General features: G+C 59.0%; 16 protein-coding genes and 2 pseudogenes. 9 read left to right on the top strand and 9 right to left on the bottom strand.

The window, feature by feature from the left end:
* Positions 1-186: 186 nt before the first annotated feature.
* A pseudogene (locus AC244_RS14150) lies at positions 187-1,281 on the bottom strand (IS1595 family transposase); the annotation flags it as partial.
* Between the two features lie 249 nt (positions 1,282-1,530).
* On the opposite strand from AC244_RS14150, the gene AC244_RS14145 reads away from it, so the two are divergent.
* From AC244_RS14145 to AC244_RS14110, 8 genes are all read left to right on the top strand, one after another.
* Positions 1,531-1,719, top strand: a complete 189-nt coding sequence (locus AC244_RS14145) for a type II toxin-antitoxin system HicA family toxin (protein ID WP_053249526.1) — start codon at positions 1,531-1,533, stop codon at positions 1,717-1,719.
* A 5-nt stretch (positions 1,720-1,724) separates the two neighbouring features.
* The gene (locus AC244_RS14140) at positions 1,725-2,165 is read left to right on the top strand and encodes a type II toxin-antitoxin system HicB family antitoxin (RefSeq protein ID WP_053249464.1); all 441 of its coding nucleotides are present in this window, start codon (positions 1,725-1,727) and stop codon (positions 2,163-2,165) included.
* Positions 2,166-2,744: 579 nt separating this feature from the next.
* Positions 2,745-3,752 (top strand): ABC transporter substrate-binding protein, encoded by a 1,008-nt coding sequence (locus AC244_RS14135; protein ID WP_053249463.1) that lies wholly within the window; start codon positions 2,745-2,747, stop codon positions 3,750-3,752.
* 42 nt (positions 3,753-3,794) lie between these two features.
* The gene (locus AC244_RS14130; protein ID WP_053249462.1) at positions 3,795-4,814 is read left to right on the top strand and encodes an ABC transporter substrate-binding protein; all 1,020 of its coding nucleotides are present in this window, start codon (positions 3,795-3,797) and stop codon (positions 4,812-4,814) included.
* 26 nt (positions 4,815-4,840) lie between these two features.
* A complete protein-coding gene (locus AC244_RS14125) occupies positions 4,841-5,395 on the top strand; it encodes an SCO family protein (RefSeq protein ID WP_161807865.1) in 555 nt (184 codons plus the stop codon).
* Between the two features lie 91 nt (positions 5,396-5,486).
* A complete protein-coding gene (locus AC244_RS14120) occupies positions 5,487-7,994 on the top strand; it encodes an ATP-binding protein (RefSeq protein ID WP_210168147.1) in 2,508 nt (835 codons plus the stop codon).
* Complete coding sequence (locus AC244_RS14115; RefSeq protein WP_053249459.1) at positions 7,991-8,356, top strand: response regulator; 366 nt, start codon at positions 7,991-7,993, stop codon at positions 8,354-8,356. The genes AC244_RS14120 and AC244_RS14115 overlap by 4 nt, the downstream gene beginning before the upstream one ends.
* Before the next feature lie 13 nt (positions 8,357-8,369).
* Positions 8,370-9,518 carry a response regulator gene (locus tag AC244_RS14110; protein WP_053249458.1) on the top strand — a complete coding sequence of 383 codons (1,149 nt, stop codon included), beginning with the start codon at positions 8,370-8,372 and terminating at the stop codon, positions 9,516-9,518.
* Positions 9,519-9,578: 60 nt separating this feature from the next.
* Here the strand turns inward: AC244_RS14110 and AC244_RS14105 are convergent, their stop codons facing one another.
* A complete protein-coding gene (locus AC244_RS14105) occupies positions 9,579-10,031 on the bottom strand; it encodes a cupin domain-containing protein (protein WP_053249457.1) in 453 nt (150 codons plus the stop codon).
* A 430-nt stretch (positions 10,032-10,461) separates the two neighbouring features.
* Between AC244_RS14105 and AC244_RS14100 the strand changes: the two genes are divergently transcribed.
* Positions 10,462-11,466 carry an ABC transporter substrate-binding protein gene (locus AC244_RS14100; protein WP_053249456.1) on the top strand — a complete coding sequence of 335 codons (1,005 nt, stop codon included), beginning with the start codon at positions 10,462-10,464 and terminating at the stop codon, positions 11,464-11,466.
* A 144-nt stretch (positions 11,467-11,610) separates the two neighbouring features.
* On the opposite strand, the gene AC244_RS37150 is transcribed toward AC244_RS14100, so the two are convergent.
* The 7 genes and pseudogenes from AC244_RS37150 to AC244_RS14065 all read right to left on the bottom strand — a co-directional run bounded on the left by AC244_RS37150 (position 11,611) and on the right by AC244_RS14065 (position 24,507).
* Positions 11,611-11,925, bottom strand: coding sequence for a hypothetical protein (locus AC244_RS37150; protein WP_053249455.1), 315 nt, complete (start codon positions 11,923-11,925; stop codon positions 11,611-11,613).
* Between the two features lie 264 nt (positions 11,926-12,189).
* A pseudogene (locus AC244_RS14090) lies at positions 12,190-12,492 on the bottom strand (transposase); the annotation flags it as partial.
* Positions 12,474-12,980 (bottom strand): hypothetical protein, encoded by a 507-nt coding sequence (locus tag AC244_RS36400; protein WP_053249453.1) that lies wholly within the window; start codon positions 12,978-12,980, stop codon positions 12,474-12,476. The pseudogene AC244_RS14090 and the gene AC244_RS36400, both read right to left, overlap by 19 nt.
* 227 nt (positions 12,981-13,207) lie before the next feature.
* On the bottom strand, positions 13,208-14,515 hold the full coding sequence (locus AC244_RS14080; protein ID WP_053249452.1) for an HlyD family type I secretion periplasmic adaptor subunit: 1,308 nt from the start codon (positions 14,513-14,515) through the stop codon (positions 13,208-13,210).
* On the bottom strand, positions 14,515-16,227 hold the full coding sequence (locus AC244_RS14075) for a type I secretion system permease/ATPase (protein WP_234716931.1): 1,713 nt from the start codon (positions 16,225-16,227) through the stop codon (positions 14,515-14,517). The genes AC244_RS14080 and AC244_RS14075 overlap by 1 nt, the downstream gene beginning before the upstream one ends.
* 10 nt (positions 16,228-16,237) lie before the next feature.
* The gene (locus AC244_RS14070; protein WP_082366849.1) at positions 16,238-23,860 is read right to left on the bottom strand and encodes a beta strand repeat-containing protein; all 7,623 of its coding nucleotides are present in this window, start codon (positions 23,858-23,860) and stop codon (positions 16,238-16,240) included.
* 20 nt (positions 23,861-23,880) lie between these two features.
* Positions 23,881-24,507, bottom strand: coding sequence for an imm11 family protein (locus AC244_RS14065; RefSeq protein WP_053249450.1), 627 nt, complete (start codon positions 24,505-24,507; stop codon positions 23,881-23,883).
* Positions 24,508-24,631: the final 124 nt, after the last annotated feature.

The following is a 24,631-nucleotide window of genomic DNA, read 5'->3' as shown; positions in this document are numbered from 1 at the left end:
GGCCTCAGTTGCCGACCGCGAAGACAACCGTGCTCCTGGCAAACGTACTTCAAAGACGCATTCCTACGTAACGACCATGCTACGCGATTGTTTATCGAAATCGGGCGGCCACGTGCGACAAGCCGAGCAAACGGACCATAGTGAAATAATGCAAAAAAGACTTGTTTTGCGGGGAGCGATTAGACAACCAAAGACAGCGACTGCTGATTTGACGATGATCCCACCATCCGGACTTCTGCGCATTTGACGGCCGGTAGCAGCGCGAAAGACTTGCAGCAATTGCAGCGCCGGCGGCACCCGTGACCACAGGGTTTTCATGCGTTCCCTGCCATTTCGGCTTTTCCGCACAGCCTGGCCCGTAACAATGCGCTGTGACCAGCGGAAGCCGATCTCGTGGAAATACAGGTCCGCATGCTGCGGGCTGATATGATGAAAGACGCCGGCAATTGTGCGACGGACGCGGGAATTGAAACCTTCGACCGAATTGACATGGACGGCGTCGCGAACGTATTCGCGGCTGGAATGCTTCACGGTGTCATGCCTGGCATAGTTCTCGCCAATGGCCATGAACGCCTTCGCCTCATCGCTCATCAAACGGGCATGGGGTTCGATCTGCGTTTCGACGGCACGCGCCGCTGCACGTAGCGAAAGACCAGTCACCACCGCAGCACGGGCGTCACCGGCCGGAGTGCCGGGTGTGACGTCATCTGGTCGCTGCACCATCGCCATGACCGGTGTCTTCTGCGTATTTGGCAGACCTTTTCGGCCTCGTCCAGGCGGTGGATCGTCCGGATTTTTTCTCGGTCGCCCACCGAGATGAAAATGGTCGATCTCCACCGTGCCATCGAGCATGTGCTCGCGCGCCGCCATGAGACGCAGCGCGTGTCCCATCCGCCAGGCTGTGGGTTGGCTCACCCCCAGAGCCTCGGCCAGGCGCACCGAGGACAAACCTTTATCCGACTGCAACATAAGCCACATGCCCTTCAGCCAGACACGCAAAGGAAGCTTTGTGGAATGCAGAGGCGTGTGGGTCGTCACCGTGAACTGGAACCGGCAATCACCGCTGGAGCATTGATAGAGACCCGGACGCGCACGCCGCTTGCCCATATCGCGGCCGGCTATCGCGATCGAACGTTTGTAACCACAGGCAGGGCAAACTCTCCCAGCCGGCCACACCATGCTTTCCAGCAACCTCCGACACTGCTCCTCATCGCGAAAGGCCACGATCATATCTTCCGCGGTCCGAATGTTGGTAAGCGCTGCAAGCATCGTTTCCGACATTCTCATCTCGCTCGGATCATGCCCGAAGAATCGCATGGCAACCCATGGATAGCAAGGCTATTGCTGTCTTTCGTTGATAAAGGCCTGATACATTATGTGATTTTCTAAGCACATAACGGGAACATGCTTCGATCGTTAAGTGTCCGTCGCGCATTGGTGGCCTATTTGAGAACCTCACCTATCACTGAGGAACCGGAGTCATACTACGTTGCGCTTGTCACCATACACATTCGTGTGTATAATCTGGAAATGAAGAGCGGTGATATCATTGTGGCCTTGCAAAAGGATGGCTGGTACGAGGTCGCCACCAAGGGCAGCCATGTTCAGTTTAAGCATCCCGAGAAACCCGGGCGCGTCACTGTTCCACACCCGAAACGGGACATCCCGATCGGAACACTGAAGAGTATCGAGAAACAAGCCGGACTTAAACTGAGGTAACGAACATGCGCAATTATATCGGATTGATCCATAAGGACGCCGACAGTGATTACGGTGTGTCCTTTCCCGATTTTCCTGGCCTGATCACTGCTGGAACCGACCTCGACGATGCGCGAGCTATGGCCGAAGAAGCCTTAGCCCTACACATCGAAGGTCTAGCCGAAGACGGCGAAGCAATTCCCGAACCCTCCACACTGGAGGCGGTGATGGCAGACGCGGAGAATCAAGACGGCGTTGCAATTCTAGTTGGCGTCAAGACGGAAGCCAAAAGAGCGGTTCGCGTAAATATCACTCTGCCAGAAGACGTCCTAAAGGCAATCGATGCGTTCGCCGAAGCCCAAGGGTTGACCCGATCAGGCTTCTTGGTTCGAGCTGCCAAGCATGAGATCGGCCACGCAAACGACGACTACAACGATAACTACGCAGAGACGCGGCTCGGGGCCTAAGTGGAACTTTGTCTCCACCACCCGTTTTTTACGACGCTGATTGTCTTGCAATGGCGGAAGCACGAAAGCCAAAGCATTCGAATGTGGCCTCACGGCCCGAGAGCAGACACACTAGCTCGCCTTGATGGGATACGAACCCGCGGCCCCTGAAGTTTTTCAGCTTCATGGGTACGATGTCGACGCATATCGCTGGCGAATCTAAGCGCACTGGCTTTAGGCTTGGGGCGCACGCGACCGGGCAACCCTGGGAAGGTGACGACGACCAAGAGCTCGACGGGTCAGGGATTTAAAGACTCGCGCCGCCGTGTTGCGAAGTTGATACGAGAGCTTTTTTCTCGATACCTGAGCAGCACAGGCGTATAGTTATCTGGCCGGAACTAACGTGCTGCTGCACTCTGCATTGACAATTACCTCGCACAGACGTTTCTGCCCTCTGAAAATCACTTTTAGCGCGATTCTGACTAGGATCTTTTCTTTTCAGTTTGACGAGGGATCGTTCTGATCCAGATCATCCAGAACCGTTGCCGAAACATTCGGGTGTGATCCAAACGATGTGCTTTTCCAGGGAAGGAGAGCACCATGCACCTTATGCTAAGCCGCCGCCGCTTCTTGGCAAACGCGACGTCTGCGGTCGTCGCTGGTTTGGTCGGCGCAGCGGAATCGTTTGCCGCCGAAGCGCCGTTGGAAACCAGCACTATCCGCCTGGCGAAGATCAGGGGCATCTGCATCGCCCCCCAGTATGTCGCCGAGGAGCTGCTGCACTTGGAGGGTTTCACAGACGTCCGCTATGTGACGGCGGAAGCAGGCTACGGCCAGGCCGAGCAGATCGGACGCGGTGATGTGGACTTCAGTTTGAACTTCGCTGCACCACTTGTCCTTGCGATCGATGCGGGCCACCCGATCACACTGCTGGCTGGCGTGCATCCGGGCTGCTTCGAGTTGTTCGGAAACGAAAGCATTCGCGGCATCACAGACCTGAAGGGCAAAACTGTAGGCATACAAGGCCTGGGTTCAACACCGCACGTGTTCGTGACCAGCATGGCGGCCTATGTCGGGCTTGACCCACAAAGGGACATCCGCTGGGTGACCGATCCATCCGTCAGGCCCATGGAGCTTTTCATCAAAGGAAAAGTAGACGCGTTTCTCGGATTTCCACCCGAGCCCCAGGAACTGCGCGCCCGCAACATCGGCCACGTAGTGGTAAACAGTACCATCGATCGTCCCTGGTCGCAGTATTTCTGCTGCATGCTGGCTGGCAATGCGGACTTCGTTCGGAACAACCCTGTCGCCACCAAGCGCGTGTTGCGCGCCATTCTCAGGGCGGCAGACCTATGCGTCGCCGAGCCGCGGCGGGTCGCGCGCCAGATCGTCGATGGCGGATTCACCGGCAACTATGATTATGCCCTCCAGACGATGAGCGAGGTGCCTTACGGCAAATGGCGCGAATACGATCCCGAGGACACGATTCGGTTTTACGCCCTGCGGCTGCACGAGTCCGACATGATCAAGTCGAGCCCGCAAGAAATCATTGCCAACGGTATCGATTGGCGCTTCCTCAATGAGGTGAAACGCGAGCTGAAGACGTAAGCAGGTCGCCGGCGCGCTCTTTCGAACGAAAGGAGGGGGCCAATGCAGATCATTCAAAATCGTCGCACCTTTCTGGCTGGTCTGACGGCGGCCGTAAGTGCGGAGCTGCTCAAAGTCCGGCCGTCCAGCGCCGCTGCGGAACCGGCCCCGGAAACGACCTCTGTCCGCTTGCCGCGGTGGATCGATGGCGCTTACTGCTGGGCGGGCTTGTACACCGCAGGAGAGCTGCTGCGCGCCGAGGGCTTCACCGATGTCCGATACGTGCAAGGCGACCCAAAGGTCGATCAGTCGGTGTGGATTGCACGCGGCGAAACGGATTTCAGTGTGAACTACGCGCCTGTTCATGTCTCGTCGATCGACGCCGGCATACCGATCAAGGTGCTTGGCGGCCTGCATTCTGGATGCCTCGAATTGATCGCCAACGACAGCGTCCACAGCATTACGGATCTGCGAGGAAAGCGGGTGGGCGTGTTTGACCTCGAGACGGCGGGGTACGTGTTAGTCGCTCTGATGGCCGGCTATGTCGGGCTCGATCCCGTCAATGATATCGAATGGGTCATCGTGCCAAACGATGAGACGATGGCGAACAGCTTCGTCGAAGGAAAATTTGACGCATTCCTCGGCCAACCACCCGTTGCGCAGATGCTGCGCCCCAAGAAAATCGGCCATACGATCCTCAATTCGACCATTGACCCACCATGGTCACAGCATTTCTGCTGTATGATTTCCGCCACCGAGGATTATGTGAACAGATACCCGGTGGCGACCAAGCGTATCCTGCGGGCAATCTTCAAGTCAGCCGATCTCTGTGCGTCGGATCCGGCATTGATTGCGCAGCAGTTGGTCGATCGAGGTTTCGTCCCCAGCTATGAAATCGCACTGCAGACTCTGAACGACATCCGCTACGATAGGTGGCACGACTATGATGCTGAAGCCTCTCTGCGCTTCTACGCGCTGCGCCTGCAGGAGACGGGCATGATCAAGTCGGGCCCCCGCGAAATCATCGCCAATGGTGCGGATTGGCGCTTTGTCAACGAACTGAGGCGTGAGTTAAAGTCATGAGGAGGTGGCCCGCACAGGTTCTGCTGTTGGCGCTGCTAGCCGGGCCAGCGCCGGCGCATGATGCATCGCACGACCAGCGCTTGCCGACTATCGGAGCAGCGCCGGACTTTACTCTGACGTCGCAGGACGGTGTACCTGTGTCACTCCGCGACCTTCGCGGCAAGGTGGTCGCCGTCGCGTTCATCTTTGCTTCCTGTACCGACATCTGCCCGATGCTGACCGACAACATGGCGCGCGTGAAAGACAAGCTCGGTTCTGCATTCGGGCCGCAGATCAGCTTCGTTTCGATCACCGTCGACCCAGAGCGGGATACGCCCCAAGTGCTGAAGCAATACGCGCAGATTTTCGCCGCCGATGTGAAGGGCTGGGTGTTTCTCACCGGCGATCCGGCAGTCGTTCATGATGTGGGGCGGAGGTATGGCGTCATAGCGAGGAAGACGGCGAGCGGCGACGTCGATCATACCCTGCTGACGTCGCTTGTGGATCGTAGCGGCAGCTTGCGCGTGCAGTATATCGGCGCTGGTTTCGACTTGGAGGAGTTCCGGAGTGATCTTCTCAGCCTCGTGGATGAAGCCCGGTAGTGTCGCGACCCGGCTGATTAGTTGGGTTGCGCGTCTGCCGGTGCGCGTCCAGACCAAACTCCTGATCGCGTTCCTATCGATCGTCGGACTGTTGATCGCGCTCGGGGCGGTCGGGTTGCAGGTGTTGAGCGGGGTCAACGATCAGACAACCGAACTAATCAAGCTGCAGCGTAGGATCGCAGCCTATCGCCAGGTCCAGCACGACACGACCAACCAGCTCTACAGCATCTCGACGGCACTTTTGCTCCAAGACGAGAGAATGCTGGATGCGGCGCTACGCCAGCTCAGCCAGTTCGGTTACGACCTCGATCGCATGGAATTCGTCGCCACAAGCGAGGCGGGCGTGCTCGGTCAGGTGCGGCTCGAGTATGACCGGTTTACAGCTGGCGTGATGCGCGTCGCGGAGCTCATCCGCTCCGGCCGCACAGAGGAGGCACGCAAAGTCCAGCTCGATGAGATCATGCCATCGGCCGACCGCCTCGAACGGCTGACAAACCAGCTGGTCAACATGGCCGAAGCTGACATGGTGACGGCAATCGAGGTGACGGAGGGAGCCTACGATACCTCGCGACTGGTCGTAGTGTCATTTGCTGTGGGTAGCATCCTGCTGGCATTGGGTCTTGGCTACGTCATCTCCTGGTCGCTGGTCGACCCCGTTAAGAAGATCGAGGCGCGTCTGCGTCAGATAGCGGCCGGCGACTTTGCCCAACAGGTTGCGGTCGGCAACCGGGACGAGCTTGGGGCGCTTGCCGACAATGTCAACCAGACCTCAGCGCAACTCGGACGGCTGTACCGGGAAATCGAGACCCGCAACCGAGAGCTGACCGAAACACTTGAGCAGCAGATAGCGACGAGCGCGATCCTGCGCACGATCGCCGCTTCCCCGACCGACATTCAACCCGTCCTCAATGCCGTTGCCGAGAGCGCGGCAAAGCTCTGCGATGCTTACGACGCGGCCATACTCCTGAAAGACGGTGAGTCGCTGACAATCAGGGCGCATCACGGCCCGATCCCGATTGATTTCGTGAAATACCCGATCAGCCGTGACTGGGTTGCCGGTCGCGCCTTTGTAGACCGGAAGACCGTGCACGTAAGCGATCTTAGCACCGCAGGCGATGATTTCCCCGCGGGCCGACAAATGGCGATGCGGCTTGGCCATCGGACGACCCTTGCTGCCCCACTTCTACGGGAAGACGAAGCCATCGGAAGCCTGATAATCCGTCGGGTCGAGATTCGGCCATTCGACCGCAAGCAGATTGAACTGCTCACGACCTTTGCCGACCAGGCGGTGATCGCGATCGAGAATGTGCGTCTGTTCCAAGAGGTCCAGGCGCGCACGGCCGAACTTGCGCGCTCCGTCGCCGAATTGGAAGCGCTTGGCGAAGTCACCAAGGCCGTCAATTCGACGCTTGATCTCGACACCGTACTGCAGACGATCGTCGCAAAGGCCGTGCAACTCTCGGACACGGATGCAGGTACTATCTTTGTGTTCAGCAGCACTAGGCAAGAGTTCCGCCCTCGTGCAACCTATGGAATGAGCGAAGAGCTTGTTGCCGCCATTTCGGGGCAGACCATTTCTCTGAATGATCCAGGGATCGGTGATGCCGCTCGGCGCCGCGAACCTGTGCAAGTGCCCGAACTCGGTGAAGGAACGCCGACTCCCGTTCAGAAAATTATCCGCGACGCGGGATATCGCGGCGTGCTGATTGTTCCATTGCTCAGGCCGAACAAGATTGTCGGCGCTCTCGTCGTCAGGCGCCGCAAACCCGGAGAATTCGACCAGCAGGTTGTCCACCTGATGGAAACCTTTGCCGCCCAGTCGGTGCTCGCCATTCAAAACGCCAAGCTGTTCCGCGAGATAGAGGAAAAGGGCCGGGAGCTCGAGGCCGCTAGCCGCCACAAATCTCAGTTCCTCGCGAATATGAGCCACGAGCTGAGGACGCCGCTCAACTCGGTTCTGGGCTTCACCGAACTGCTGGTCGACGGCATTTACGGTGAGCTTCCGGACAGGGCAAAAGCGACGGTGGCGCGCGTGCAGGCCAACGGTCGCCATCTTCTGGGCCTCATTAACGACGTGCTGGATCTTTCGAAGATCGAAGCCGGCCAACTGACACTGGCACTTGACGATTATTCCCTTGGGCAGATCGTTCGCACCGCCGCCGCTGCCGTCGAGCCGCTGGCGCGGGAGAAGGGCCTGGCGTTCACAACGACAGTTGCGAACGGCCTTCCGACCGGCCGCGGCGACGAGCGCCGCCTGACCCAGGTCCTGCTCAATATTGCCGGCAACGCTATCAAGTTCACGGAATCGGGCTCTGTCGACATCTTCGCCAACGCAGCCGATGGTCACTTCGAGATCGTCGTACGGGACACCGGTCCGGGCATTGCGCCTAAAGACCAGGCGCTCATATTCGAGGAATTCCAGCAAGTCGACAACAGCAGCACCCGGCAGAAAGGCGGCACGGGTCTCGGTCTGGCTATCTCGAAACGCTTTGTCGAAATGCACGGCGGAACAATAAGCGTGGAATCGGTGCCCGGTTCCGGTGCGACGTTCCGCATGACGATACCAATCGATGCAGAGGAGCACGTTCAAGCCGCATGAGCAAACGAATCCTGATGGTGGAAGACACTGAAGACAATCGCCAGATCGTCCGCGATCTCATCGCCACGACCGAATATGAACTGATCGAGGCCGCGGATGGTGCCGCCGGCGTGGCGGCTGCGGCGGCCCACAGGCCGGACTTGATCCTTATGGACATCCAGCTACCGGTGATGGACGGGTATGAAGCGACTCGCCGCATCAAGTCCGATCCGGCGCTCCAGCACATCCCAATCATCGCCGTCACTTCCTACGCGTTGTCGGGCGATGAGGCGAAAGCCCTGGCTGCAGGATGCGACGGCTACGTCGCCAAGCCATTCAGCCCGCGCCAACTGCTGGCAAAGGTCCGGGAACTCCTGGCCTGAGGGAGGCTGCACCATGCACGATCCGCCCCGCATTCTCGCCGTCGACGACACGCCGGAGAATCTCGAAATCCTGCGCATGCGCCTCGAGGCGAATGGCTACGAAGTGGTGACCGCCGCGGATGGCGAAGAGGCGCTTGCTAAAGTGCGCGACGTCAAGCCTGACCTCATCCTTCTCGACATCATGATGCCGAAGCTCGACGGCATCAGCGTCGTGCGCCTGCTCAAGCAGGACATTTCGCTACAATCGATCCCGGTCATCCTCGTGACGGCGAAAGCCGACACGCGAGATGTCATCGAGGGGTTGGACGCCGGCGGCGACGACTATCTGACCAAGCCGTTCGAGCACAAGGCGCTGCTGGCACGCGTCCGCTCGATGCTGCGGCAGAAGGCGCTTCACGACACCGTCGAAGCCCAGGCGCGGAGCCTTCAGGACCAGGCGGCGCAACTGGCAGCATGGAACCAATCCCTGGAACAGAAAGTGGCGGAGCAGATCACGGAGATCGAGCGGATGGCTCGACTCCGACGGTATCTGCCCGCTCAGGTTGCCGATCTCATAGTTGCGACCGGCAATGGCGACGCGCTTCTCCAAAGCCACCGCCGCGAGGTGACGGTCGTTTTCTGCGATCTGCGCGGCTTTACAGCATTTGCCGAGACTGCCGAGCCTGAAGAGGTGATGACAGTTCTTGGCGAGTACCATTCCTGTCTCGGTGAACAAATCACCCGCCACGAAGGGACGTTGGAGCGGTTCGTGGGTGACGGCATTGTTGTGATTTTCAACGACCCCCTGCCCTGCGCCGGCCACACCGAGAGAGCTGTTTCAATGGCCGTGGCGATGCGTGACGCCATTGACGAGCATTCAGAGCGATGGCGCAAGCGCGGCTATGTGCTCGGTTTCGGAATCGGCATCGACCGGGGCCACGCAACCATCGGACAGATCGGCTTCGACCAGCGCTCGGATTATGCGGTCATCGGTACCGTTCCGAACCATGCGGCCCGATTGTGCGAGGAGGCCAAATCCCGTCAGATTCTCGTCAGCCAGCGGGTCTTCGGCGCGGTCGAGCCACTCATCGAATCCATTCCTGTTGGCGAATTGACTCTGAAGGGTTTCCACCGCCCGATGCCGGCTTATGAAATTGTTCGGTGGCTTGGACCGTCATGGTGACGATCATGAGCACCAGCCTGCGGCTTTGGGGGCGGGCAGTGAATTCACGCTTGCCGCAACTCAGGCAGGTGGCGGCCCCAGTATTTCCATCCCAAACTCAGCCGCGATGGTCGCAATCTCTTCCAGGTCCTCGTCTCCGAAGCGTCGCTCCGCAACCACCTCGAAGAAGCGTTCGAAGCCTGCGGGCAGGATGACGGTGAGAAGGCGGCCAGGGCCTGTACCAATGTTCTTGAAGGTGTGGACCTGATGGCGGGGTAGGAATGCGATGCCGCCCGGACCGACGTCGAGCACTTCATCGCCACGCCAGAACCGAAACATCCCTTCGACAACGTAGGAGACCTCATCTTCCTTGCTGTGGCGGTGCAGCGGTGCGCCAACCGAAGGTGGGACAATCTCCTCGATTACTGCCACGTCAAGAAGCGCACCTGCCGGATCGCCACGGATAATCACAGTCTCGCCGAACACATCAACTACCCGGTCCGCTTGAGCTTTGGGTGAATTCGGTTCCGCCATCCGCTCCTCCGTCAGTTTTCCTCGAGATGATAGTCCTGCGCTGTACCCGCTAGCGCAAGCGAGACGCTTGATGTCTCGTGGACCGCAAGCACGCCCGCAAGAGCAGCCGCCCTTCTAGTGGTGCAAACCCGCCGCTTAATACCCGATGCGAAGGACCCGCAGACGCCCCTTTTTGCCGAACGCCAGAAGAGGCTCGAGGTCGCCATTGGGCACAACCGGCTGGTCAGGGCTATTGCCTCGCTTTCTGAGCAGATAGGGCGTATCCTTTCGCATTTCTGGCTGGGATGGCACGGGCCAGCGATCTAGAGCGCGCAACCTCGTATCAAGAAAGGCGCTCGTCGATCTGCGCCGCGTGCGCTTCTAATCGGGATACGTTCTGCTCGGTTCCGGCCAGACTTGCTGTTTGGCGATTTGGGGAGAGGAGCGTCCGATGCAGATCATTCAGAATCGCCGCACTTTCGTCGCGGGCGCCGCGGCGGCCGGCGCTGTGAGCTTTTTCGGAAAGGCGACAAAGGCGTGGGCCGAGCCGCCGCCTGAGACGACGCGGATCCGGCTCGTCCGGATTCCCAGCATCTGTCAAGCCCCCCAGTATGTAGCCGAAGAACTGCTGCGCAGCGAAGGGTTCACCGAGGTGCACTTCCTCCAAAAAGGGGGGACCGCAGACATCGCGCCGGCCCTCGCCTCCGGTGAAGCCGACCTTAATGGGCATTTCGCTGCCCCGCTCCTTCTCCGCCTGGAGGCGGGGGATCCCATCGTCATCCTGGCAGGACTCCACGTCGGCTGCTTTGAGCTGTTCGGGACCGATCGCGTCCAGGCGATCCGGGACCTCAAGGGGAAGACCGTGGCCGTGCCGACGCTAGATTCCAGCCGATACGTTTTTCTCGCCAGTATAACAGCCTATGTGGGCCTGAACCTCCATAACGACATACACTTCGTCACGCATCCGGGACCCGAGTCCATCCGCCTCCTAAGTGAGGGGAAGATCGATGCCTACCTGGGGTTTCCCCCCGAACCGCAGGAGATGCGGGAGCAGCAGATCGGCCATGTGGTGATTAGCAGCACGGTGGACCGGCCCTGGTCGCAATACTTCTGCTGCATGCTGGCTGGGAACCGGGAGTTCGTCCGCACGTATCCGGTGGCCACCAAACGCGCCCTCCGCGCCATCCTGAAAGCGGCGGATTTCTGCGCCAGCGAGCCAGAGCAGTCCGCGCAGTTCATGGTGGAGCAGGGCTATTCCAAGCGTTATGACCATACCCTGCAGGTCATGAAGGCGCTTCCCTACGGTTGGCGTGAGTATAGCGCTGAGGACACCCTGCGCTTCTACGCTCTGCGCCTCCACGAGGTCGGGATGCTCAAGAGCTCGCCCGAGAAGCTCTTGGCCGAAGGCACCGACTGGCGTTTCTTAAACGAACTGAAGAAGGAGTTGAAAAACTGAGCTTGGCTGGCACGCGAGTGCCAAGCGTCAGATTTTCACCACTATGCATGGACCCTAAGTTCGCAACGATCCTCCACTCAGAGCCATTTCTTGAGTGTGTAGTGTGTCGCGCCCGAACTGTCGAAGCGGTTGCCCGACGCCGGCTCAGACCTGAGCGACCGACGAGCGCTTGGGATCTTCGGCTTGATGGTCGGAACTCTTCAGATCGCGCGGGCGGTCAAAGATCCTTCGCTGGCAGAGGAGATTCTGGAAAGGGGCGTGGAAGCAGCGCTGATACTGGCTCGACAGACGGAGTGACCAGCCAAGGCGGATGCCGGGCGGAACGATCAGAGACAGCGGTTGAGAATGCCACCAGGCACGGGTGATACCCACCCGATCATCCCACCAGACGCTGTCGCCTGGCAGATATTCGGAAGCTTCCAGATCTGCCGCGCGCAGGCGGCATTCCAGTCGATACATTATGCGATCCTTCTGTAACGGGCTTTGCGTCAATCCCTTGTGCGCTCAATCCCTCGCCGAGTGCTTGCTTCTGTCCGCAGTCGGAGCTTTGCCGCTGCTCTATGGGGTCTGCTGAGGACCGGTTGGCCAATCTAGAACGGCGCAGTCACCGCGTGCTGCTGATCGCATAACGGCCTAACCCATCCATCGTCCCGGCGAAGGGACCTTGCTGCGGAGGGCTGATGGCTGTGCCCGTCCGAAAGCCTGTCTTGTCGTCTCCTCCGATCAAGCCGCCAGGGCTGGCGCTCCCTTATGAGCGATGAAGTTGGTTCGGTCCCTGAGCATGCGATGCAACACCACCGCCAGCTTGCGGGCCAGCGCGACGCGCGCCTTTCTCAGACCGGCACGTCTGGCGACCGCCAACGCCCAGCCCTTCAGATCGGAGCCTTTGACCGGTCGCGTCGGGATGACGTTGGCCGCCTCGTAGAGCGCGGTGCGCACACCCCCATCGCCGATCTTCGAGATGCGACCGCTATGATCGGTCTCGCCCGATTGATATTTCTTCGGCGTCAATCCGAAGTGTGGCCCCCGGGGGTGAACTCCCATACGGCATAGGGCATGAAGAATATGATGACGGAGATTGCCGGCGAAGGCTCTCCTCTTCCCGGCGCGATGCGCCCCAGAACTCCAACAAATCCGATGCAGAATAGGACTGCCATGATCGCTGGCCAAACGAAGAAGGCAACGGTGAGCGCCCCGTCTTGTCCCAAGGTCGACTGAAGCGTTAAGGCGATGAGCGCGTAAGGCAAGTCGACTAGCCGCGACCATGGCGAGATGTACGGCTCGGGCATGTGTATGCCCGGTATTGTCGGATTGAGCCATCCGCCATCCTGGAGAAGTGCTTGAACTTGCAAGGCCCTCAGGATGTCGTCGATATCCCCATTGTGGATAGGTGCATCGAATAAATCGACCCCGATGAGGAAGCCGACCAGCAGGATAGAGACCAGAAAATAGTTTTTTGGAAACCATCGGTCATCAACTTGCGCACCACCGGTCACGCGGAAAATTGAATTCATGTCACACGCAATTCGATCAAAAATGCCTAAAGTCTTTGCGCGAATTGTTTATATTTACTCACTTAATAAGTGTATAGTTTCGGTTGGATACGGACGTTTCTCCCGAATGCCTCGCAGGGTTGCCGCTCTCTATTAAGAGAGTTCTTCGCGTTCAGGTCGATGTTTGAAAACGAGGAAAAGGGAACCGGACGGCACTGTGAAAGATCCTCCCAGCCTCGGACCGACCGTTACTCCTCGCGCATTGCTCTATTGATCTGATCGGCGAGCGGCTTGACAAGATAGGACAAGGCGGTGCGCTCGCCCGTCTGGATAAAGGCTTCAAGCGGCATGCCGGCGTGCAGCGCGAGATCTCCGAGCCGTTCGAGCTCCAGTTTGGGAATCCTGATCCGGACGCCGTACCAGACCTCGCCTGTCTGCGGGTTGGTGCTGAGGTTGGCCGCAATCGTGGTGATCGCACCACCGATCTCCGGCGTCGTGCGCTGATTGAAAGCTGAGAAGCGCAGGACCACATTCTGGCCGATATGGAGCTGGTCTATGTCGGCCGGCTGCACCTTTGCTTCAACGACCAGGCTATCGTTGACCGGCACGACCTGCATCACCGTCTCGCCCGCAGAGATCACGCCGCCGACGGTATGCACCGCCAGTTCATGAACGATGCCGTCCTGTGGCGCCAAGAGGTCGATGCGTTTCAGCTGGTCTTGAGCCGCAACCTTTTGCTCGGAGAGTTCGGCCAGCTTGTTGTCGACGTCACGCAGTTCAGTCAGCACTTCCGAGCGGCGATCCTGGTCGAGTTGCAGGATCTGCAGCTCGGTTTCGGTCCGGCGGGTGGCGGTGCGGGCAACCTCGGCAGTCAACTGTCCGCGCTCGCCCGAGAGCTGGGCGCGGAGGCGTTGGAGCTCCGCCAGGCGCGAGAACGGCATCAAGCCCTTCTGGTGCAGGGTCGAGATGCCAGCGATTTCCTGCTCGATCAATCGCAACTCGTCGTCCTTGGCCGACCGACGCGCCGTCAGTCCATCGGCTTCCTGCTGCAATTGCCCGATGCGCTGCTGCAGTTGTGCCTTCTGTCCTTCGATCGTCTCTCGGCGGGCAACGAACAGCGCGCGTTCGGATTGGACATAATCGGCGATCTCGCGCTGATCGAGGCGGGTCTCGAGCTCCTCGGGAACCATGATCTGAAGCGCATTGTCGCGTTCGGCCGTAAGCCTCATCGAGCGCGCGATCAGCTGATCGATCTGCTTGCTGACCATGGCGAGGTTGGCGCGGGTCACTGTATCGTCGAGACGGACCAACAAGTCGCCGGCCCTGACGCGGCTGCCGTCGCGCACCCGGATCTCGCCGACGATGCCGCCTTCCCGGTGCTGGATGCGCTTAACGTTGCCCTCGACGACGACAGTGCCCATGCCGACGACCGCGCCTGAAAGTTTACTGGTCGCGGCCCAGCCGCCGGCTCCAAGAAGGAGAACGGTGACGGAAACGCCGGAAATCAGCATGTAGCGCCGGATTGCGCGTGACGCCTTGCTTGTTTGATCCCTCATCACGCACTCTCCGGGACAGCGCGCACGGTGGTTTTGCGCAGGACTTCATCACGAGGTCCAAAGGCGACCATGCCGCCCTTCGCCATGACCAGCACCTGGTCCACCGCGGCGAGTGCGTTCGGGCGGTGGGCGATAACCACCACGATTGAACCGGCCTGACGGGCCGCGATGATCGCGTTGGTGAGACCCGCTTCACCCTCGGCATCGAGGCTGGCATTCGGCTCATCGAGCACAATCAGGAATGCTTTGCCATAGAGCGCGCGTGCAAGGCCGACCCGCTGGCGCTGACCGGCCGAAAGAATGGCACCGGCCGCGCCGATGCGCGTGTCGTAGCCATCCGGCATCGAGAGCACGAGCTCATGCACGCCAGCCTGTGTAGCCGCCTCGATGATTGCCGCCGGGTCGGCATTGTCCGCAAAGCGGCTGATGTTCTCGGCGACCGTGCCGTCGAACAGTTCAACGCCCTGCGGCAGATAGCCGACCGAAGAGCCGAGCGCTTCCGGATCCCAGTTGTGGAGTTCGGCCCCATCCAGGCGGATAGTGCCACGCGCCGGTGGCCAGATACCGACCAGTGCACGGGCCAAGGTCGACTTTCCGGATCCGCTCGGACCGATGATGCCGAGCCCCTGCCCGGCCCAAAGCCCGAAAGCCACGTCACGCACAATCGGGACGGTTGTTCCCGGCGCAACAACCGTAAGCGTGGCGACGTCGAGTGTGCGCTTCGGCATCGGTAATGGCATCGGCCGGCGATAGTCCGAGAAGGTCGCGAGCACGTCTTCCAGGCGACGGCGGGCCTGACGGGCGTTGACGAATCCGCGCCACTGCGCGATTGCCTGCTCGATCGGCGCCAGCGCCCGCGACGTCAGGATCGATGACGCGATCATCGCGCCGGGTGAGGCCAGCTGGTAGATCGCAAGCCAGGCACCGAGGGCCAGCACCGCCGACTGCAGCGCCAGGCGGAAAATCTTGGACGTGGTGGCAAAACTGCTGGTCGCGTCGCTCGTGCGCCGCTGCTCATCGACATAATCGGAATTGGCAGCATGCCATTTGGCCGCGTAGGGCCCCGTCATGCCCATCGCACGGAGCGCCTCGGCATTACGACGTCCGGCCTCGATGAATTCCGCTCGTGACGACGTCATCTGAGCAAGGCGCTGCATCGGCGCGCGCAGGACCAACTCGCTTGCCAGCGTGAGCACGATCAAAACCATGGCACCGGCGACGGCCAGCCATCCAAGATAGGCGTGAAACAGAAACAGGATCGCGAGATAGACCGGCAGCCACGGCATGTCGCAAATGGCGATCGGCCCCTGGCCGCTCATAAACTGTCGGATCTGGTCGAGATCGCGCAGCGGCTGGGAAATCGCTTCCTTCTTCGACATGCGAAGTGGCAGCTTGAGTACCGCATCAAATGTCGGGCCACCGAGCTGCTCCTCGAGTCTCTGGCCGATCTGCGTCAGGATCCGCGCGCGCAGCACCTCCAGCAAACCAAGGAAGAGGTAGAGACCGATCGCCAGCAGCGTCAGCGCCACCAATGTCGGCACGCTGCGGCTTGCCAGCACCCGATCGTAGACCTGCATCATGAACAATGGGCCGGTCAGCATAAGAATGTTGGTGACCGCGCTGAGCGCCGCCACGCCAACGAAGGCCTGCCGGGTCGATGTCAAGGCGGTGGCGACCAGTGGTCGCCGCCGATCAATCGTCTTCGATCCCACGCGTCAGATCCTACGCAACGAACCTGAAGTCGTCGGCATGGAGATTGGCCATGGCGATATTCTTCAACGTGATCGTGTTGTTGGCATCGTGCGTGATCAGCGTGTCGACGCCGACCTGGGACGCCGCCGCAAGCACCGCCTCGAAATTGGCAAAGACCGTATTGCCGAACTCGATCACGTCGTCGCTTGCCGCCCCCGCCGTGAAGTCGGTGATCGTGTCCTTGCCGAAGCCCGGCTTGAACACGAACGTGTCGTTGCCGGACGCGCCAGTCAGCGTATCATTCCCGATCCCGCCATTCAGAGTGTTGTCGGCAATCGATCCGGTGATCGTGTCATTGCCAGAGCCGGCGATCGCGTTTTCGATATTGAGAATCTGCTCAGTGCTGCCGTTAGCGAACGTCACAACGCTGGCGGCGAGATTGAACGATGCATTGCTCGAGTAATAGGTGAAATCGAGCGTATCGCTGCCGTCTCCCCCATCAAATTTGTCCGCACCAACGTTGCCAATAAGGAGGTCGTTGCCGAGCCCCCCATTGTGAACGTCGTCGCCATCGCCGCCGTTTAGGACATCGTTGCCAATACCGCCGTTGAGCGCGTCGTTCCCGTTCCCGCCATTCAGAGTATTGTTGGCAGCGGAGCCGGTGATCGTGTCATTGCCAGAACCGGCGGTCACATTTTCGATATTGAGAATCTGCTCCGTGGTGCCGTTGGCGAAAGTCACTAAGGGTGTCGCGAGATCGAACGACGCGTTACCCGAATAATAGGAAAAATCGAGTGTGTCATTGCCATCGCCGCCATCGAACCTGTCAGTCCCATTGTTGCCAATCAGCAGGTCGTCGCCGGCCCCCCCATTGTGAACGTCATCGCCATCGCCGCCGTTGAGGACATCGTTGCCGAGCCCCCCGCCAAGCGTGTCATTGGTGTTGAAGCCGGTGATCGTGTCATTGCCAGCTGTCTGCCTGGCCTCGATCGCCTTCACCCTGATGGTGGCGGCATCCCACGTCGTGCCGTTGGCGAAGACGATGCTCTCGACCCCGCGTTCGACATAGCTGTCGAGGGTCTGCTTCACAAGGATCGAGCCACCGTCCCCTGCCCCAGCCGCGCTCTCGGCAATGACGATCGTCAGGTTGGCACCGGAATAGCTCAGCCTCACCGCGTCAGCATTGATGTCGGCGAAGACGAGCCTGTCGGCCGTTCCAAGGAAATTGCCGGTTTCGTCGATCGTGTCGTTACCGTCGCCGCGGGCATAAACATAGGTGTCGTTGCCATTGTAGCCGGTCAGCGTGTCGTCACCGAGGCCGCCCGTCAGGGTGTCATTGGTGTTGAAGCCGGTGATCGTGTCATTGCCAGCTGTCTGCCTGGCCTCGATCGCCTTCACCCTGATGGTGGCGGCATCCCACGTCGTGCCGTTGGCGAAGACGATGCTCTCGACCCCGCGTTCGACATAGCTGTCGAGGGTCTGCTTCACAAGGATCGAGCCACCGTCCCCTGCCCCAGCCGCGCTCTCGGCAATGACGATCGTCAGGTTGGCACCGGAATAGCTCAGCCTCACCGCGTCAGCATTGATGTCGGCGAAGACGAGCCTGTCGGCCGTTCCAAGGAAATTGCCGGTTTCGTCGATCGTGTCGTTACCGTCGCCGCGGGCATAAACATAGGTGTCGTTGCCATTGTAGCCGGTCAGCGTGTCGTCACCGAGGCCACCCGTCAGGGTGTCGTTGGTGTTGAAGCCGGTGATCGTGTCGTTGCCGCCAGTGATCGCCTGCTGCAGCAGCATCAGCCTGAGGGCGTTGCGGGTCCAGGCCGTGCCGTCGGCGAAGACAATCTGATCGATGCCCTGGCTATAGTAGTCGTCGAGGCTGTCCTTCAGGAGGATCGAACCGGCATCGCCCGCCCCCGCCATGCTTTCTGCGATCACCAGGGTAACGTGGTTGCCATTACGCGACAGCATCACGTCACTCGGGTTGATACCGTTGAGGATCAGCGTATCCGCCGTGCCATCGCTGTACCTCTCGGTGATGGTGTCGGCCCCGTCGCCGCGGCTATAATAATAGGTGTCGCTGTCACCGTTACCGGTGATGACGTCGTCACCCCGCCCGCCGGTAATCGTATCATTCCCGCCGCCGGCACTGATCGTGTCGTTACCGACACCAGCGTCGATAACGTCGGCGACATTGAAGCCGGTGACCGTGTCGTTGCCAGACGTGATAGACTGCTGCAACAGCATCAGCCTGAGGGTGTTGCGGGTCCAGGCCGTACCGTCGGCGAAGACAATCTGATCGATGCCCTGGCTGTAGTAGTCGTCGAGGCTGTCCTTCAGGAGGATCGAACCGGCATCGCCCGCCCCCGCCATGCTTTCTGCGATCACCAGGGTCACATCATTGCCATTAGGCGACAGCGTCACGTCACTCGGGTTGATACCGTTGAGGATCAGCGTATCCGCCGTGCCATCGCTGTACCTCTCGGTGATGGTGTCGGCCCCGTCGCCGCGGCTATAATAATAGGTGTCGCTGTCACCGTTACCGGTGATGACGTCGTTGCCACGACCGCCGGTAATCGTATCATTGCCGCCGCCGGCACTGATCGTGTCGTTACCGGCACCGGCGTCGATAACGTCGGCGACATTAGAACCGACGATGCTGTCGTTGCCGATGGTCCCCGCAAAAGTCACCAGCAGGGTGCGTAAGGTTGCTCTGGTCCAAATGGTCCCATTGGCAAAGACAATCTGATCGATGCCCTGGCTATAGTAGTCGTCGAGGTTGTCCTTCAGGAGGACCGACCCGGCACCCCCCCCCCCCGCCATGCTTTCTGCGATCACCAGGGTCACATCATTGCCATTAGGCGACAGCGTCACGTCACTCGGGTTGATACCGTTGAGGATCAGCGTATCCGCCGTGCCATCGCTGTACCTCTCGGTGATGGTGTCGGCCCCGTCGCCGCGGCTATAATAATAGGTGTCGTTGTCACCGTTACCGGTGATGACGTCGTTGCCGCGACCGCCGGTAATCGTATCATTGCCGCCGCCGGCGCTGATCGTGTCGTTGCCGGCACCAGCATCGATAACATCGGCGACATTAAAGCCGGTGACCATGTCGTTGCCAGGCGTAATCGACTGCTGCAACAACATCAGCCTGAGGGTGTTGCGGGTCCAGGTCGTGCCGTCGGCGAAGACAATCTGATCGATGCCCTGGCTGTAGTAGTCGTCGAGGCTGTCCTTCAGGAGGATCGAACCGGCATCGCCCGCCCCCGCGGCGCTTTCCGCGATCATCAGCGTGAGGTGGTTGCCATTGCGTGACAGAGTCACGTCACTCGGGTTGATTCCGTTGAGGATCAGCGTATCCGCCGTGCCACCATTGGTGCCTTCCGTAATGGTGTCGGCCCCGTCGCCGCGGCTATAGACATAGCTGTCGTTACCGTCGTTGCCCGTCAGCGCGTCGTTGCCAAGACCGCCTTTAAACGTGTCGTTGGTGTTGAAGCCGGTAATGGTGTCGTTGCCAGAGGTCTGTCTGGCTTCGATGGCCTTCACCCGGATGGTCGCGGCGTCCCAGATGGTGCCGTCGGCAAAGACGATGTTCTCGACCCCGCGTGAATAGTAACTGTCGAGCGTTTGCTTCACCAGGATCGAACCACCGTCCCCGGCGCCGGCCACGCTCTCTGCAATGACGAGGGTCAGGTCCGTGCCGGAATAGGTCAGCGACACCTGATTGGTGTCGATGTCGGTGAAAACGATCCGATCGGCCGTGCCACCGCTTGTCCCTTCCGTAATGGTGTCGGCCCCGTCGCCGCGGGCATAGACATAGGTGTCATTGCCGTCATTGCCCGTCAGCGCATCGTTGCCAAGACCGCCTTTAAACGTGTCGTTGGTGTTGAAGCCGGTGATGGTGTCGTTGCCAGCGGTCTGTCTGGCTTCGATGGCTTTCAACCGGATCGTCGCTGCATCCCAGATGGTGCCGTCGGCAAAGACGATGTTCTCGACCCCGCGTGAATAGTAGCTGTCGAGCGTTTGCTTCACCAGGATCGAACCACCGTCCCCGGCGCCGGCCACGGTCTCTGCAATGACGAGGGTCAGGTCCGTGCCGGAATAGGTCAGCGACACCTGATTGGTGTCGATGTCGGTGAAAACGATCCGATCGGCCGTGCCACCGCTTGTCCCTTCCGTAATGATGTCATGACCATCACCACGGGCATAGACATAGGTGTCATTGCCGTCATTGCCCGTCAGCGCATCGTTGCCAAGACCGCCTTTAAACGTGTCGTTGGTGTTGAAGCCGGTGATGGTGTCGTTGCCAGCGGTCTGTCTGGCTTCGATGGCTTTCAACCGGATCGTCGCTGCATCCCAGATGGTGCCGTCGGCAAAGACGATGTTCTCGACCCCGCGTGAATAGTAGCTGTCGAGCGTTTGCTTCACCAGGATCGAACCACCGTTCCCGGCGCCGACCACGCTCTCTGCAATGACGAAGGTCAGATCCGTGCCGGAATAGGTCAGCGACACCTCATCGGCATTGACGTCGACAAAGACGATCTTGTCAGCCGTACCCTTGGAGATACCCTCGGTGATGGTGTCGTGGCCGTCGCCTCGTGCATAGACATAAGCGTCATTGCCATTCAGTCCAAAGAGACTGTCGTCTCCCTTGCCACCTGACAGGGTGTCGTTTCCGCCGCTGCCTGTCTGACTGTCGTTTCCATCATAACCTACCACAAGGGCAGCGACGCTCGCACTCAGTGACTCTCCATTGTTCGTTCCCTCGACAATCGAATTCAGGCCGAATGCATCGATTATTAACGAGCGATCAATGTCATCGAATAGGTCTACGACCTGCGATGCTAGCGATGGCATTTCATCCTTAAATACAGATAGAAGCGCGAGCACGCTTGAGTCTGAGCCCAGGCCGTCAGACCTAAACATCTCAATCATTTCAAGAGCAAAGCTTCTAACATCCCCGCCAATATGCTGGTTCAGCGGATTAAGGAAAATATTCTTGAACGGCGCAAGTGCGCCGAGGTCCGCGTCATTCCCCTCCCGTGCGATAACGGACCACGCGGCCTGAGCGAGGAAGTGGCTAGTGTAGTGGTCTTTCAGTTCGGAGAAGGATTTCATCAGCGCGGCGGCATTCTGTGCGCTTGGTTCTCCGACCATAATCGAGCCCGGAGCTATGAAATTGCCGGCGATGCGATAGTCCTGCCCCATCATCTTCTGCAAGAACGCCAGTGCAGCCGCGGGAATCGATGGGAGCTGATCCTCCGTGCTGCTGGGTGAAAGTATGATCTGCGTTCCGCCCCGACCACCCGACGAGCTGTAGGTTTGGGTCGGATTTAGCCTTACACCCTGAAGGCCGTTTTCGTTCAGGAACGGACCTTGCGGCAGAGCGAGGTTGTTCTCCTCCAGCCAATCCTGCAACTTTGCGGGGTCAATATTTTCGAGGGAGAACACATAGCCTTTGGGTTTCGGCGGAAGTGTTCCGCCAGACGAAGCGTATCCGTCGCCGACGTAAGCGGCCAGTTCTTCGGGATCATAGGCAAAATGAACATAGAGGTCGTCTATCTCCTCCATCCATCGCACATTATCGACGCCAGCCCAATCGAAGAGGAAGTCGTCCATACCGCCGAGGAAGTCGCCGAAATTGCCGCTGCGCGCGATCTCGATCAGAGCCTTCGCCTCAGCCTTCAGGGCGCCGTCCTGGGTCATCGCGACCCACAGTCCGGGCACGTCTCCGTAGCCAGCGAGTTTTGGCAGCGCGTATACCTCGGCGTCATAGCTGAAGTTCTCGGGAACAACGTAACGGCTTTGAAACTGCGACAGTGCGAACACGATCTCGGCCGACTGCGTAATCGCACCATCATTCCAGGTTACCTGGCTTGTGCTGAGAACCGTATTACCGCTTAGGTTCGCTCCGGAAGCAGACGCCTCCAGACTGAGAGATCTGATGCCGTAGTCCGTCAGCGAACGAAGCTCGTCGGACGTCGACAAGCCATCGCCGTTTGCGTCTTTCCAGATCTGCAGGGATCCAAATGCTGCATCGTTTGCATTGATGACGTTGTCCCCGTTGCTATCGAGAAGCTTAAGCTCCTGATACCCAAAAGACGTCTGTGAACCAAAGAGTTCGTCGATATCGTCGATGCGACCGTTGCCGTTCTCATCGAGAACCAATAGGCCGTCATCCGGTCCAACCCATCCCGTCCGCTCCGCAAAGCCATCGCCATCCAGGTCGAAGTAGGCTCCTGAGGTACCAAGACTCGTCAACTCGATGCCGTCTCCGTCCAGATCAATCACGAGGGGTTCGCAGGACGGAGGATTGAACAACAGGGAGAGGGCCGCATACCAAGTGGGCAAATCATTCGGATCGAGCAACCCGAGATCCGTTAGAATCTTGTCGAGCAGTTGCGCGCCGTTGACAATCGCATCGATGACGCCGCCAACTGCCCAAGCTGCCGCGACTACAGCGGCAGTGCCGACAGAAATCTGGCCTGCGAGAGCGACGGTCGTTGTGATCATCACAGCACTTAGAACCACGGAGACGCCGTAGTTGGCAATGACTCCGGCCAGATCGCTCCAATCCCCAGTCTGGACGCCGGTTTTGATGGCGTCATAAGACAGATTGAGGAATTCAACGGTGTCACCAAGCACCCCACCGCCGACGCCGACGAGCGTGCTGTTGAGTATGGATGCCATCTTGTCGACTGTGGCCTGATCAAGATGGGAGAGATCGTTCGGTAGCCTGTCAGCCACACTTCCCAACAGCTTTGAGAAGTTCGAAACGGCATCCATCGTTTTGTCGAATTGGCTGAGGTTAAGGTAGCCGTCCTCCGACATCGCAAATTTTGTGACGCCGTTTGAAACATGGTATGAAAGGAACTCGCTCAGGCTTACCTGAATGCCCAGACCTTGCTTGACCTGAAAATTTGCGGCAATGCTGATCTGAGTTATCGCCGTGCTGGCCTTGAGTTGCCCGACGAGGTTGTCCTGATATCCTCCCGATTGGACAAGACCAAGCTGCACCGAGGAAATGCGTGACACCGCCAAGTTGTATTGGTCAAGAGTAAGGTGCCCCATCTCATGCGCGGTCTCGATGAATGAATCGACTGCATTAAGACGCGCCTGCAAATTGTGATCGAGCCCGGCATCGGTCAATGTCCTATCCAGCCCGGTAATGTAGGCCTGCAAGGAGGCGCCGGTTACTGTCCAATTGTCATATGCGCTGGCAAGGGTGGCCGCGTAGACCGTAGTGCCCATTACCCCTAAAGATTGACCTTCGAACGTGATGAGCCCTTGGCTCAACTGTGCCGCAAAGAAATGAAGTTTGTAGATTTCAGAGAGCTGCGTTTGGGGGCTGGCGCCGGAATCGAGGATCGTATCAATTCGGTCGACCAAAAACTCGGTATATCCCGGGTGACTGCCTCGGTGAACCGAGCTACCAAAGCCGCTGTCATAGTAGACATTGCCGCCATCCACGCCTGTAAGTGCCCGGACATAGGCCGCGTATTGAGGATCACTGAATAGTGCGATCTCGTTGCCAGCCATGTCCATTGTGAAGTTGGTGCCCGTAAGTAAAGATTTCAGTTGCTCCGCAATTCTCGGATCGTCAAACAATTCCGCGGGGAAGATATGGTGTATCTGGAATGCAAAAGGTACTGCCATCGATCCCCCTCCGGGTGATTTTAGTTGCCTTGAACAATGCGGCAGGCGCGGAAACCAAAGACCCTGCTCATCTTTGCCGCTCGCAAAGCTTCGGTTAGCCGATCACTAAGAAAGAACATGCGGATCAAAGGCGGGCTGACCCATAAGTCAGGCCCACATAGTGCTGCAGGGCTTACGGCAATGTCATCATCTTGAAGGTAGGGCGGCATCTTCAATCGACCGCTGCCGAGCACTTTTACGAGCGGCGAGTGCTCAGGGCGAAAAACATCCTTGCGCTCGCCGATGTTAAGACAAAAATATTCACCCTCCACGGGTGTCTTGCGGTCGTGCTGGAAGAGCTTAATCGGATAGAGCGAGGAATGGCCGAGATCGAATTGGCGAAGCACATCCGCACAAGCCGCAGAAACCACCACTGCCCCTGCCGCAAGCACGAGATCCGCCTGCTTCTTTTCCTTCTTGTCGGGATACTTGGCGAAGATCTCCTTCGGAAAATGCTCCGCAGACATCCGTTCGCCGGTTTCGTTTAACTCAGCCATCTGGCCGAGGCTCATCCCCGACGGCAGCGGATCGGCAGTAAAGCCTTTGATCCGTGTCGAATCCATGAAAGCGCGGCTAGCCCAGACCCGTGCGTTTTGAGACTGCGTCATAACTGCATAATTCTCCTGATTCAGTTCACATAGGTGCAAACCAAACCCTGGATGGTGTCCAAGGTAAAGGGGAATTGAACGCGCACAGGCTCGCGGTCGAGCTCATGCGAGAGATCGTTGGTTT

It is taken from the genome of Ensifer adhaerens (assembly GCF_001270265.1).
GTDB lineage: Bacteria > Pseudomonadota > Alphaproteobacteria > Rhizobiales > Rhizobiaceae > Ensifer > Ensifer adhaerens_B.
Note: the sequence above shows the minus strand (reverse complement) of the source record. Positions and strands in the feature narration are given on the sequence as shown.

Excerpts from the sequence above, each read along its gene's own strand:
- AC244_RS14145 (WP_053249526.1), top strand. The coding sequence starts at position 1,531 with ATGAAGAGCGGTGATATCATTGTGGCCTTGCAAAAGGATGGCTGGTAC.
- AC244_RS14140 (WP_053249464.1), top strand. The coding sequence starts at position 1,725 with ATGCGCAATTATATCGGATTGATCCATAAGGACGCCGACAGTGATTAC.
- AC244_RS14135 (WP_053249463.1), top strand. The coding sequence starts at position 2,745 with ATGCACCTTATGCTAAGCCGCCGCCGCTTCTTGGCAAACGCGACGTCT.
- AC244_RS14130 (WP_053249462.1), top strand. The coding sequence starts at position 3,795 with ATGCAGATCATTCAAAATCGTCGCACCTTTCTGGCTGGTCTGACGGCG.
- AC244_RS14115 (WP_053249459.1), top strand. The coding sequence starts at position 7,991 with ATGAGCAAACGAATCCTGATGGTGGAAGACACTGAAGACAATCGCCAG.
- AC244_RS14110 (WP_053249458.1), top strand. The coding sequence starts at position 8,370 with ATGCACGATCCGCCCCGCATTCTCGCCGTCGACGACACGCCGGAGAAT.
- AC244_RS14105 (WP_053249457.1), bottom strand. The coding sequence starts at position 10,031 with ATGGCGGAACCGAATTCACCCAAAGCTCAAGCGGACCGGGTAGTTGAT.
- AC244_RS14100 (WP_053249456.1), top strand. The coding sequence starts at position 10,462 with ATGCAGATCATTCAGAATCGCCGCACTTTCGTCGCGGGCGCCGCGGCG.
- AC244_RS37150 (WP_053249455.1), bottom strand. The coding sequence starts at position 11,925 with ATGTATCGACTGGAATGCCGCCTGCGCGCGGCAGATCTGGAAGCTTCC.
- AC244_RS36400 (WP_053249453.1), bottom strand. The coding sequence starts at position 12,980 with ATGAATTCAATTTTCCGCGTGACCGGTGGTGCGCAAGTTGATGACCGA.
- AC244_RS14080 (WP_053249452.1), bottom strand. The coding sequence starts at position 14,515 with ATGAGGGATCAAACAAGCAAGGCGTCACGCGCAATCCGGCGCTACATG.
- AC244_RS14070 (WP_082366849.1), bottom strand. The coding sequence starts at position 23,860 with ATGGCAGTACCTTTTGCATTCCAGATACACCATATCTTCCCCGCGGAA.
- AC244_RS14065 (WP_053249450.1), bottom strand. The coding sequence starts at position 24,507 with ATGACGCAGTCTCAAAACGCACGGGTCTGGGCTAGCCGCGCTTTCATG.